At 40.0% G+C, this 12,573-nt stretch carries 11 protein-coding genes; 6 read left to right on the plus strand and 5 right to left on the minus strand.

The annotated features are described in order from the left end of the window. Positions 1-4: 4 nt before the first annotated feature. Positions 5-1,036, plus strand: a complete 1,032-nt coding sequence (locus tag I6F66_RS13705) for a chemotaxis response regulator protein-glutamate methylesterase (RefSeq protein WP_165740891.1) — start codon at positions 5-7, stop codon at positions 1,034-1,036. Here the strand turns inward: I6F66_RS13705 and I6F66_RS13710 are convergent. Continuing rightward, complete coding sequence (locus I6F66_RS13710) at positions 1,026-2,063, minus strand: polysaccharide deacetylase family protein (protein WP_165729074.1); 1,038 nt, start codon at positions 2,061-2,063, stop codon at positions 1,026-1,028. The two genes, I6F66_RS13705 and I6F66_RS13710, sit on opposite strands and share 11 nt — an antisense overlap. A 42-nt stretch (positions 2,064-2,105) precedes the next feature. Here I6F66_RS13710 and I6F66_RS13715 point away from each other — a divergent pair, with 42 nt between their 5' ends. After that, positions 2,106-3,377, plus strand: coding sequence for an MATE family efflux transporter (locus tag I6F66_RS13715; RefSeq protein WP_197209371.1), 1,272 nt, complete (start codon positions 2,106-2,108; stop codon positions 3,375-3,377). 176 nt (positions 3,378-3,553) lie between these two features. Here I6F66_RS13715 and I6F66_RS13720 read toward each other — a convergent pair whose 3' ends face one another. After that, on the minus strand, positions 3,554-3,823 hold the full coding sequence (locus I6F66_RS13720; RefSeq protein WP_002959572.1) for a hypothetical protein: 270 nt from the start codon (positions 3,821-3,823) through the stop codon (positions 3,554-3,556). A 9-nt stretch (positions 3,824-3,832) separates the two neighbouring features. Next, positions 3,833-4,408 carry a Fe-S biogenesis protein NfuA gene (nfuA, locus tag I6F66_RS13725; protein ID WP_007584966.1) on the minus strand — a complete coding sequence of 192 codons (576 nt, stop codon included), beginning with the start codon at positions 4,406-4,408 and terminating at the stop codon, positions 3,833-3,835. A gap of 146 nt (positions 4,409-4,554) precedes the next feature. Between nfuA and I6F66_RS13730 the strand changes: the two genes are divergently transcribed. Continuing rightward, positions 4,555-7,104, plus strand: a complete 2,550-nt coding sequence (locus I6F66_RS13730) for a M14 family zinc carboxypeptidase (RefSeq protein ID WP_165729075.1) — start codon at positions 4,555-4,557, stop codon at positions 7,102-7,104. A 224-nt stretch (positions 7,105-7,328) separates the two neighbouring features. Here the strand turns inward: I6F66_RS13730 and I6F66_RS13735 are convergent, their stop codons facing one another. After that, a complete protein-coding gene (locus tag I6F66_RS13735; protein ID WP_010554946.1) occupies positions 7,329-8,006 on the minus strand; it encodes a ComF family protein in 678 nt (225 codons plus the stop codon). Between the two features lie 74 nt (positions 8,007-8,080). Here I6F66_RS13735 and bioH point away from each other — a divergent pair, with 74 nt between their 5' ends. From bioH to I6F66_RS13750, 3 genes are all read left to right on the plus strand, one after another. Beyond that, entirely contained in the window at positions 8,081-8,818 is a 738-nt protein-coding gene (bioH, locus tag I6F66_RS13740; RefSeq protein ID WP_024594288.1) for a pimeloyl-ACP methyl ester esterase BioH, read from the plus strand. Positions 8,819-8,908: 90 nt separating this feature from the next. Beyond that, complete coding sequence (locus tag I6F66_RS13745) at positions 8,909-9,217, plus strand: hypothetical protein (RefSeq protein ID WP_007584971.1); 309 nt, start codon at positions 8,909-8,911, stop codon at positions 9,215-9,217. A gap of 4 nt (positions 9,218-9,221) precedes the next feature. Further along, a complete protein-coding gene (locus I6F66_RS13750) occupies positions 9,222-10,076 on the plus strand; it encodes a putative metalloprotease CJM1_0395 family protein (protein WP_197209372.1) in 855 nt (284 codons plus the stop codon). A gap of 72 nt (positions 10,077-10,148) precedes the next feature. Here the strand turns inward: I6F66_RS13750 and I6F66_RS13755 are convergent, their stop codons facing one another. Further along, positions 10,149-12,476, minus strand: a complete 2,328-nt coding sequence (locus I6F66_RS13755; protein WP_165729077.1) for a Tex family protein — start codon at positions 12,474-12,476, stop codon at positions 10,149-10,151. Between the last annotated feature and the right edge of the window lie 97 nt (positions 12,477-12,573).

A 12,573-nucleotide genomic window follows, 5' to 3' on the forward strand; every position in this document is an offset into this window, starting at 1 on the left:
ATGCATGATTAAAGTATTAATAATTGACGACTCCCCCTTAATTAGGCGTTTACTCACTGAAATATTACAGCAAGCTAAAGATATTACGGTAGTGGGGAGCGCTGAGGATCCCTACGAAGCTCGCGAAATGATAAAAAAGTTAAATCCTGATGTATTAACGCTCGACGTAGAAATGCCAAAAATGGATGGCATTAGTTTTTTAAAAAACTTAATGCGATTAAGACCAATGCCAGTAGTGATGATTTCAACACTGACCCAAAAAGGCTCTCCTATTACACTCGAGGCACTCGAATTAGGGGCTGTTGATTTTATAGCTAAGCCTACTAATAACGTAAGAGAGCAATTGAGCCAATATGCATCACTTGTTCAACAAAAGGTGCGAATAGCTGCTGGAGCAAGAGTAAGAAGCTATAAAAAAACGGTCGTCACAAATGAGCCTATTAATACCCATTCTCAATTTTTACTTAATAAAGTAATTGCGATAGGTGCTTCAACGGGTGGTACTGAGGCTATCAAAGAAGTACTTATTAAAATGCCACAAAATTGCCCGCCCATTGTAATTACTCAGCATATTCCTCCTGTGTTTAGCGCCTCATTTGCTGAGCGAATGAATCGTACATGCACGATAAATGTGAAAGAGGCTGAACATGGCGATAAGCTTAGCACTGGCTGGGCTTATATAGCACCAGGTGGTTTTCATTTAAGTATTAAAAAGCGAGGTGTTAGCTTGTATTGCCAGCTTGATGATGGCGAGCCGGTTAACAGACATAAACCTGCGGTAGATGTGCTGTTTAACTCATTAGTTGAGACAGGAGCTAAAAACGTAGTTGCAGCCATACTAACAGGGATGGGGAGTGATGGCGCAAAAGGATTACTTGCACTAAAACAAAACGGTGCGTATACCTTGGCTCAAGATGAGTACTCATCGGTGGTATGGGGTATGCCTAAGGCTGCCGCTGAGTTAAATGCAACGGACGAGATAGTTGCGCTGGATAAAATAACCCAGCGACTATTACATCAGGCAGTTAAGGTTTAGGCGCTTCAATTACCCAAGGCTGCGAAAACCAAAAATAATCACCAGGGCTAGAAATAGAAGGGGCCGTACAATTAAAACGAGATCGCCCTTTATTAAGCACCTTTGGTGAGGTTATTTCGACTGTATTTTTATTTACCCATTTTAAATCTGCTTGGCCTACGCTTGATACGTAACAGGCAAATTGGCTTTTATGAAAGTCACCCATTTTAAATTCAATTGTGAGCGTGGGTGGATTTTGTTGTGTAACGCTATCTTGATAAGTTAAATTGGTGATATTAAATGCGCGTGAGTTAAGCTTAGTAATAAGAGTTTCTAGTTTGCTGTAAAAGCCTGATGCAGGAAAACGCGGTAAGCGGCTAAAATTAGAGTCTTTATTTACAGCGCCGGAGTGCTGACCAATACCCACAAAACCAAGCTCTGTCACAAGTGCTTGCAGCTCGTTATTAAACTCACCATACGGGTATGCTAAGTATTTATAGTCGTGGCCTATTTCTTCTTTTATACGCTTTTGAGAGCTAATAATATCTTGCTTAATACGTGATTGCCATTGTGCATCGGTTTCGTTTTCAAGCTTAAGGTGTAAGTAATCATGTTGTCCGCTATGATTGGCTATTAATGCCCCTTTTTTAGATAATTCTTTGAGCTTATCCCACCCCATTACGTAGCTCATGCTCTCGTCTATTAATTTAGGATTTACAAAGATAGTGTACGGGTAGCCAAACTTTTCTAAAATAGGCGCGGCTTGTTCATAGTTATTGTTATAACCATCATCAAAGGTGATGGCGACAGTTTTATCAGGTAAGGTTTCACCTTGCTGAAGTGCGCTTATTAACTCATTAAGAGGAATAACGTTAAAGTTGTGCTCTTTTAAATAGCTCAAATGTTTAGTGAATGTATTGGCGCTAACGCTCGTTACAGCGGGTAGGGTTTCACTAACATGATGATACTGTAAAATAACGGCTGCTTGAGCCCGCACAGATACACTAATGAGGATAAATAATACTAAATGAAACAATTTCTTATACATAATAAGGCACACCATAAAAGCTTGCTGTTGTTAGCGGGTCCGATGATACTATCAAATATCACAGTGCCGTTGTTAGGAATTGTTGATACCGCTGTAATTGGGCACTTAGGAAGCGCTCATTACTTAGCGGGTATTGCCCTTGGCTCTGCAGTTATATCTATTTTATTTTGGCTTGCTGGTTTTTTAAGAATGAGTACCACGGGGCTCGTGGCACAAGCATATGGAAAAAACGATTTAACCCAACTTGCCGCTTTACTTAAACGAAGCTTATTGCTTGCAAGCGCAGTGGCTGTGCTATTAATTGTGTTATCCCCATTAATAAAGCACGCTATTGCTTACCTCTCCGCCGCCAATAGCGATGTACTTATCCAAGCGTATCAGTATTTTAGCATTCGTATTTTTAGTGCTCCAGCAGCATTGTGTAATTTAGTGTTACTGGGTTGGATGCTTGGTGTGCATTATGGTCGAGGCCCATTTTATTTATTACTCGTCACTAATATCGTTAATATAGTACTCGATATTTATTTTGTTGTTTATTTAGATTGGGCAGTTGCAGGCGCTGCGTGGGCTTCACTTATTGCTGATTATACGGCTTTAGTATTTGCACTGTTTTTAGTGGTTAAACTAGCTAAAAAACAAGACATTAATCTAAATGTACCGAATTGGTTGAGTATTAGCAAAATGGCTGAATTATTGAGTTTGAATAGAGATATATTTATTCGCTCTTTAATACTGCAATTATGCTTTAGTTTTATGACGTTTTACGCAGCGCGTATAGGCGAAACCACATTAGCTGCTAATGCTGTTTTACTTAACTTTCTAATGTTGGTGAGTTTTGCTCTTGATGGCGTTGCTTACGCGTCTGAGGCAAAAGTAGGGCAAGCTAAAGGCCAAGGAAGCGTTAAAAATATAGAGCTTTGGGTTAAAATAAGTGTATTTTGGGGCATGCTTTTTGGCGTCTTATATAGCGCTTTTTTTGCATTATTCGGCAGCGGTATAATCAAGCTTTTAACCAATGTGCCAGAGGTTATTCAAGAGGCAACACACTATTTACCATGGCTAATAGTGTTGCCTATTTTGGCCATGAGTTGCTTTTTGTTTGATGGTGTTTTTGTAGGGCTTACGCGAGCAAAGAACATGCGTAACAGTATGATACTTTCAGCTGGAGTTGGCTTTTTTGGTGTGTTTTGGGTGTTTATAGACTTGCAAAATAACGGGTTATGGCTGGCTATGAGCTGTTTTATGTTAATGCGCGGGGTTACATTAATAATTAAATATCACCACTTAAAAATAAATAATCAGCTACTGGATTAAACTAATACTAATCTGCTTATATATGGGGTCTATTTAACGATAAGGAAATTGCGCTAGAACTAGGCAAAAATTTTTGTATCTAGTTGTTCTAAATAAAAAATTTTTAACAACGTTATAGAGTGATTTAATTCGATAAATTGCCCAAATATATATGGAGGTTGGTATAAATAAATGGTTTATTTCCAGAGATCGGGGTCGTGGTGTTTAGGGCCCATATCTTTTAAAACTTGTGAAAAACGATTAGCAAAAATACCGCAGTAGCCCCAACCGGCAAAAAATAATGCGGGGAGTAAAATTATAACGCCAATTATTTGTAAGCTGTAGTGAGTGTAATACCCAATAGATATGAATATCACGGCTAGCACAAACAGTGCTAAGCCGCGAAAAAAGCGCTTTAAGCTCAGCTTAGGGTTGCTCCCTAAGCGATAAATAAGCTGCTTTAGCATTTAGAAGGCCTAATAGTAAGAGTGATCGCCCGCTTCGTGCTCTGTTATATCAGCAACACCGGTGATTTCTTCAAACTTAGCTATCATTTCTTTTTCAATGCCTTCTTTTAGCGTTACATCGATCATAGAACAACCGTTACAACCACCACCAAACTGAAGTATAGCAATACCTGCAGCTGTAATTTCAACAAGGCTTACTTGGCCACCGTGGTTAGCAAGTTGTGGATTTACTTCGGTTTCTAGCATGTGCTGTACACGTTCGTTTAACGATGCATCGTTACCTATTTTACGCGCCTTTGCATTTGGTGCTTTTAGCGTTAACTGAGTACCCATTTTGTCGGTAACAAAATCGATTTCAGCTTCTTCTAAAAATGGAGCACTTTCTGCATCTACAACGGCATCAAAACCGTTAAAGTTTAGGCGAATATCGCTCGCTTCTACAGCGTCTTCTGGACAATAAGACACACCACATTCCGCTTGTGATGAACCAGGGTTTACAACAAACACACGAATATTGGTTTGTTGTGATTGATCTGCTAATAGTTTAGCAAAATGCGCTTGCGCTGTTTCGGAAATAGAAATCATAAAACCATCTATACTTGACTAAATTACTCGGATACTGCGTATCATACTCCGCTCATCGTGTTGCGGCTAGTGTTGAGCGTAAAAAGTTGGCATCTATTTTAAGCAATGGTAGCGTGCAAACAACGAACATTTTTTGAGTGATTTATATGCGTTTGGTATTAACATTAATGGTGGTGTTGCTTAGCTTTTCAAGTGTAGCTAAGCCACTTTCGTATTATTTTGAACAAGATGTAAAATTTGACCCTTCAATTCCTACTCCTGAGCAAGTACTCGGTTACGAAGTAGGAGAGTGGCACGTGAGACACGATCAGCTCGTACGTTATATGGAAATACTTGCTGATAAAAGCGACCGTATAAATTTTGAGGTGATTGGCCGCACGCATGAACAACGCCCGTTAGTAATGCTAACAATTACTGCTGCTGATAAGTTATCAAGCATAGAGCAGACACGCCAAGCTCACTTAGCACGCTTAAGTAATAACAGTAGTAAAGCACAAGACGATCCTGCCGTTGTATGGATGGGGTACAGTGTTCATGGTAATGAGTCATCAGGTAGTAACTCATCTTTGCTGGTGGCATATTACTTAGCTGCTGCACAAGGTACTGAAATAGATGAGCTATTAAATAACACGGTTATTTTACTCGATCCTTCACTTAACCCAGATGGCTTAGCGCGTTTTGCTAATTGGGCCAACAGTAATCGAGGCATGAACTTATCAAGTGACCCTAAAACCCGTGAACATGTTGAAAACTGGCCAAGTAGTCGTACCAATCATTACTGGTTTGATTTAAATCGTGACTGGTTATTACTACAGCATCCTGAATCGCGTGCGCGTATTGCCAAATTTCATCAGTGGAAACCAAATATTTTAACTGACTTTCATGAGATGGGTCCAAACAGCAGTTACTTTTTTCAACCAGGTATTCCAAGTCGTAAGCACCCTATAACACCTGATGAAAATGTTACCTTAACAAAGACAATTGCCAACTATCATGCAAAAACCTTAGATGAAAACAATGCACTTTATTTTACAGAAGAAAGCTTTGACGATTTTTACTATGGAAAAGGCTCAACTTACCCAGATGTAAATGGCGGCATAGGCATTTTATTTGAACAAGCAAGTTCTCGCGGACATATTCAAGACACCATAAATGGACCTTTGAGCTTTCCTTTCACTATTAAAAATCAACTGTTAACGAGTTTATCTACCTTTAAGGCAGCAGTTGATAACCGCCAAGCATTACTTGATTACCAGGCTAAGTTTTACAATCAAGCTACTGATTTAGCCAGCGATGAAAGCTTTGAAGGTTATGTTGTTGAAGGTGCAAGCGACAACACCCGTATTATGCACTTTTTAGAATTGTTAAAGCAGCATCAAATTAACGCTTACCCACTTACTAAATCATTAAAAGCAGATGGTAAGAATTTCAGTACACATAGCTATTTTGTACCATTAGCACAACCACAATATCGTTTGGTAAAAGCGATTTTTAGTGAGCAAAAAAACTTTGCCGATAATACTTTTTACGATGTATCTGGCTGGACATTAGCGCATGCGTTTAATTTGCCATTTTCTAAAGTTAAAAGTAGTTGGGGATTAAAGGTTGCTGATAAAGCATGGGAAAAAGTAGCAACCCCATCATTTTCTTCACTCACCGAAGGTTACGCATTTGGTTTTTCGTGGGATGATTATTTAGCACCTAAAATGTTAAATAGCTTATTACAGCAAGGTATAAAAGCACGTGTAGCGCTAAAAGCATTAACGGCTAAATCAACATCAGGAGAAATTAATTTTAAACCTGGAAGTATTATTATACCGGCTGGACTACAAACAAATACAGATTGGATTACCTTGCTAAATAAAGCACAAAATGAGTTTGGTATTGCAATCAAACCTATTACATCAGGTTTAACAAGCAAAGGAGCCGATTTAGGGTCGCGATCAATGGCGGTTGTTAGTGCTCCAAAAGCACTGCTTATTGGCGGGCAAGGCGCAAGCCAGTACGAAGTCGGCGAAGTGTGGTATTACCTAGATCGCTTTGTAGGTGTTGCACCAACAATTGTTGAAATGAATCGCTTTAGTTCACTCGAGTTAAGTGACTACAGTCATATTGTGCTTGCTCATGGCAATTACAATAGCTTATCTGATGCCGACAAAGTGGCTATTAAAAGCTGGGTAAGAAAAGGCGGCGTTATTTGGGGTCACAAAGGCGGCGCTAAATTTTTAGCTGATCAGCAATTACTCAAAGCAAGCTATCTATCACGACAAGATGTAGCAAGTGCATTTAAAACGACAGATTTAAGTTATGGCGATAAAGATCATTTAGCAGGACGTCAACGCATTGCAGGTGCTATTTTTAATACTAATGTAGATTTAACTCATCCGCTTACATTTTCACTTAAGCGTAATACATTGCCCGTATTCAAAAACAGTACTTGGTTGCTAGAAGCTTCCGATGCTCCGTTCGTAAATGTACTTACCTACACTAAAAATCCATTATTGGCAGGCTTTACCGATGCCGTTAATGTTGAGCAAGTTGCTGGCGGCGCAGGCTTAATTGCTCACTCATACGGACGAGGTACAGTAATAGGCATGACCGATGACCCTGTATTTAGAGGTTACTGGTATGGGACTAGTCGACTACTAAGCAACGCTTTATTTTTTGGCCATACGTTTCGTGCAAATGGCGAATAATACTAATTCGCTTAAATTAAGTGATCTATTTTGAGGATGGAAAAACGTGTTGATAGCTAGGCAAAAAATTCGCTATTTAGTTGTTCTCGGCAATTGCTCCTGCATTGCTCTACCTTCTGCATCCATGCAGTCGTAAATGAGAATTTTTTAACTCAGGTAGCGACACGTTTAGCCCCGTAAAATGATTAAGTATTATTGCGGATTGGTATAATACTTTTTAATAATTAAATAGGCGTTAAGCAAGTTGTAAAAGCCCACACTTGTTTAGCGCCTGCTTGTTTTAGTGCACTAGTAGCTGCGTTTAATGTTGCCCCTGTCGTCATCACATCATCAACAATAGCGACTGTTTTACCGCCCATATCCTCTGTACAAATAAAGGCATTTTTTAAGTTTTTAATACGCTTTGCTTTAGATAGCTCCGACTGAGCTTGTGTTTTTTTATTGCGAATAAGTACGTTACTCACTGATGCGTAATTAGCTAAACATGGTTGCCAAACTTGGCTTACCTGATTAAACCCGCGAGTAATGAATCGGCTTTTATGAAGAGGTAAAATAATAAAGGTATCTGGCAAAGTAGGGCTTTGCTCAAAAAACTGCGTTAATTGTTTTTGTATAACTTGCTGCAATGCCTTTTTATAATGAATTTGATTATTAAATTTTAGCCTTTTAAGCCAATGTTCAAAGGGAGGTTGATAAAAAGCACAGGCAAATAATTTATCAAACTCGCAATTAGGAAACATCTCAACAATATCGGGTCGATGCAGTAAATTCTTATGCTTACTAAAATCAAACAATGGTAAATCTTCAAGGCAATAATCACAAAGCCCTAAAGAGGTCGTAATCGTATTTTGACATTGCACGCAATAAGAGGGAAATAACCAATTTAAAATGGCTTGCTTCACTGACTCGCTCCTTGCATTGCAATCGCCTTTTTAAACGTTATGATGAGCCTAAGTTTGGTAAAGGTTAGGCAAATATGCAAAATGAGTTAGTGTTATTACATGGTTGGGGAATGAATCAGGGCGTATGGCAGTTAGTACAGCCAGAACTTGAGTTTTTATATTCAGGAAGTGTACGTAGCCTTGACCTACCTGGGTTTGGTAATAGCCATGTTTGCCCAAGCCCTTATACTTTGCATGATGCAGCAGAAACTTTAAGTAAGCAATTAAAGCCGAAGAGCATTTTAATGGGGTGGTCGTTAGGTGGATTGTTTGCACTTTATATTGCTAAGCATTGGCCTGAAAAAGTATCAAAAGTTATTTTAATTGCATCGACTCCTTTCTTTGCGGAGGCAGATAATTGGCCCGGAATAAAAGCGAATGTATTGGCGCAGTTTAAAGAGCAGTTAGTTAATCATCGAGAAAAAACAATAGAGCGCTTTTTAGCTATTCAAGCGATGGGTAGCGAGTCGGCGCGTGATGATATAAAGCTGCTTAAACAATTACTAAATCAGTACAGCGCACCACAAAGCGACGCCCTGAGTGCTGGTTTAGATATTTTACAAAACGACGATTTACGTGATTTATTTGCTCATTGCCCAGTACCTATCAAAGGAGTATTTGGCCGACTTGATGCCTTAGTGCCTTATAAAGCAATTAGTGAAATGTCAGTACTAAATACTGAGTTTGAATACGAGGTGCTAGATAAAGCGTCGCACGCGCCATTTATTTCTCATAAAAGTGAGTTTTTATCTGTCGTTAAATCAATGCTTTAAAATAGAGCTAATAATAGCGCTGTTTAAAGCTTTATTTTGATCAGAACCTGAGCGATAATTAAACAATGTTTATTTGGTGGAGGTTTTAATATGCCAATCGGATCTGTATTTAATAGTGGTGTAGAAGGGTTTAATCGAGCTAGCCAAGGTATTGAAAAGGCCAGTGCTGAGATTAACCGTGCCAGTATAGAACAGCAAGATGACGCACAATTAGCGCAGCAACGTCAGCTTACAGCAGCACGCCCTGAAGAAGCTATTACTGCACCTGTAGCACAGCCAGCTCGTGTTGATGAAGCGCTTGTTAACTTAAAAGTTGAAGAGTTTAATGCCAAGGCAAATACGCAATCAATTCAAACGGCCGATGATGTACTTGGCACGTTAATCGATATTAAAGTTTAGTATTATGAATATTGTCACGCCATTTCCGTCTATCAATATAAACACTGCAAATGTTTATACGGAAACTGCACGGCGTGACAACCAACTACGCGAAGTTATTCCTGCTCCCGCATCTAGTAGCGCAAGCAATACAGAAACCAAAGCGCAAAGTGATTCTGAAAAAGCAAAATTACCAGGCAGTAGCGATGGTGCGACGTATAACGCAACGGGAAAAATAGCAGACGAAAAGTCAGTTCAGCAGCGCGATGGAAACTCAGAAAACCCTGAGGGCTCTGAGGAAGAAAGTGAAGCAATTGAGAAAAAAGAATCTGAGCAAGAAGAGCTGCAATTAGAACAAGAACAACAACAAATTACAGAGCTAAAAGCACGAGATACTGAAGTACGAATACACGAGCAAGCGCACGCTTCTGTAGGTGGGCAACATGCTGGCTCGCCAAGCTATGAGTATCAACGTGGCCCAGATGGTACTAACTACGCAGTTGGCGGAGAAGTACAAATAGATGTATCTGAAGTTCCGGGTGATCCGCAAGCGACTATAGACAAAATGCAAACGGTACGCGCTGCCGCATTAGCGCCTGCAGAGCCTTCGGGAGCTGATCGCTCTATTGCTGCAGATGCTACGCAAAAGCTAGCAGCGGCTCAGGCTGAGCTTGCACAACCTGAAAAAGAAGACGACGAAGACGCAAAAAGTAAGCTTGAAGCTTCATTCTCTAGCGATGAAAGCAACGATACAAAAACAGCTAAAAGTGATGAGCAAACACGTGATGCCGATGTTGAGGCACGGGCGGGGCGTATTGCTAACTTTTATCAAATGGCTACATCGCCAGCGAGCCAAAGTAGTTTTTCAGCGTTAAGTTAATAATTTAGCAAAACATAACCACAAAAAAACCGCTTACGCGGTTTTTTTCGTTTTAGCTTAGCTGTACAACTATTATTTTTTCACTTTAGCATTAGCGAACGCATCGGCAAATGCATTACCCATTAACGCATTACCGTTGTCACGTTTAGGCTTTGCAGCGCGAAGTTGCGAATTATTAGCACGTGCTTGTGGTTTTTGCGTAGCTGGCGCTGCTGACTTATTACTTGTGTCAATGTCGTCATCTAAGCGCATAGTAAAGCTTATACGTTTACGTGCAGCGTCTACTTCAACAACTTTAACCTTTACAATATCACCAGCTTTAACAACTTCACGCGGATCTGATATAAATTTATTCGTGATTGCTGAAATATGCACTAAGCCATCTTGGTGTACACCTACATCAACAAACGCACCAAAATTAGCAACGTTTGAAACCACGCCTTCTAAAATCATACCTGGTTTTAGGTCACTAATTTTTTCAACACCGGCTTTAAACTCAGCTGTTTTAAATTCAGGGCGAGGATCTCGACCTGGTTTATCAAGCTCAGTAATAATGTCGGTAACGGTTGGTAAGCCAAACTTTTCGTCAGTGTAATCGTTAGCAGCAAGTTTAGTTAAAAAGTCGCTGTTACCAATTAGGTTACTGACATCGACGCTATTGCGTTCACAAATACGTTTAACAACAGGATAAGCTTCAGGGTGAACTGATGAGTTATCTAGAGGATCGCTACCATTGTTAATACGTAAAAAACCAGCCGCTTGTTCAAATGCTTTTGGCCCTAAACGCTCAACCTTTTTAAGCTCACTACGTTTAGTAAATGTGCCGTTAGCATCGCGATAATTAACGATATTTTGCGCTAATGTTTTGTTTAAACCAGATACGCGTGTAAGTAGCGGTACCGATGCCATGTTTAAATCTACGCCTACTGAGTTTACACAGTCTTCAACTACTGAAATAAGGCTTTGGCCTAATTGGCTTTGCGATACATCGTGTTGGTATTGGCCAACACCAATTGATTTTGGCTCAATTTTAACAAGTTCAGCAAGAGGATCTTGAAGGCGGCGCGCAATAGAGACAGCCCCTCGTATAGAAACATCTAAATCTGGGAATTCATTAGCTGCAAATTCAGAAGCTGAGTAAACCGATGCACCCGCTTCGCTAACCATAATTTTACTAAGCTTAAGTTCGCTGTTTGCTTTCATAAGCTCAGCAACCAACTTATCTGATTCGCGTGATGCAGTACCGTTACCAATCGCAATTAGCTCAACTTTATGCTGACGACAAAGTTGCTCTAACGTACGCACTGATTTATCCCAATGATTTTGTGGTGCATGAGGGAAAATAGTTTGTGTAGCTAGTAATTTACCTGTGCTATCAACAACGGCAATCTTACAGCCAGTACGAAGGCCTGGATCAAGACCTAAAGTAGTACGGGGGCCTGCAGGTGCTGCCATTAATAAATCTTTTAAGTTTTTAGCAAATACGTCGATTGCACCAGCTTCTGCTTTTTCGCGCATTGCTGCAAAAAATTCATTCTCTAGGTGTAATCCTAACTTAATTTTCCACGCCCATTGCACAACGTTTAATAACCAAGGACTTGCCGCTTTATATTTAATATCTAAACGGTAATGGTCAGCAATCATGTTGGCACATAGTTGCGCTGAATTTTCAGCGCTAGGCTCTGGATTAACATTTAACTGAAGTACACCTTCATTTCGGGCTCTAAGCATAGCAAGCGCGCGGTGAGAAGGTACTTTTTTGAGAAGTTCTTGATGCTCAAAGTAGTCACGGTATTTTGCACCCGCTTGCTCTTGGCCTTTAATTACAGTGCTTTCAATTGCGCCGTTTTGGCTTATGTGACTTCTAAATTTAGCAAGTAATTTTGCGTCTTCAGCAAAGCGCTCCATCAAGATAAATTTAGCGCCTTCGAGTACAGCTTTTGTATCTGCAAAGCCTTTTTCAGCACTTACAAATTGATCTGCTTGTTGCTCTGGGTCAAGGTTAGCATCTTTAAATAGTGCATCTGCAAGTGGCTCTAAACCTGCTTCAATTGCTATTTGGCCTTTAGTACGGCGCTTAGCTTTGTAAGGTAGGTATAAATCTTCAAGTTCAGTTTTACTTTGTGCATTAGTTATATCGGCACTTAGCTCTGGCGTTAATTTATTTTGCGATTCGATGGTCGATAAAATAAAACTACGGCGCTCTTCTAGTTCACGTAAATACGATAAACGCTGCTCTAAAAGGCGTAATTGGGTGTCGTCTAGGCCGCCGGTAACTTCTTTTCTGTAGCGGGCAATAAAAGGAACAGTTGCGCCTTCATCAAGTAATTTTGTAGCTGCAACAACCTGTTGCTGCTGTGCGTTTAACTCACCGGCTAAACGTGCAGAGATATCGCTCATGCAAAAACCTTTTTATACAATAAAATAAGACCAGAAGCGTGTTACTGGCGCCGTTAATTGCTTGAATAATATCACAGGAGGTAGTAATAAAAAGCTC

The sequence above is a fragment of the Pseudoalteromonas sp. NZS100_1 genome (genome assembly GCF_015864285.1).
In the GTDB taxonomy this organism is placed as follows: Bacteria; Pseudomonadota; Gammaproteobacteria; order Enterobacterales; family Alteromonadaceae; genus Pseudoalteromonas; species Pseudoalteromonas arctica.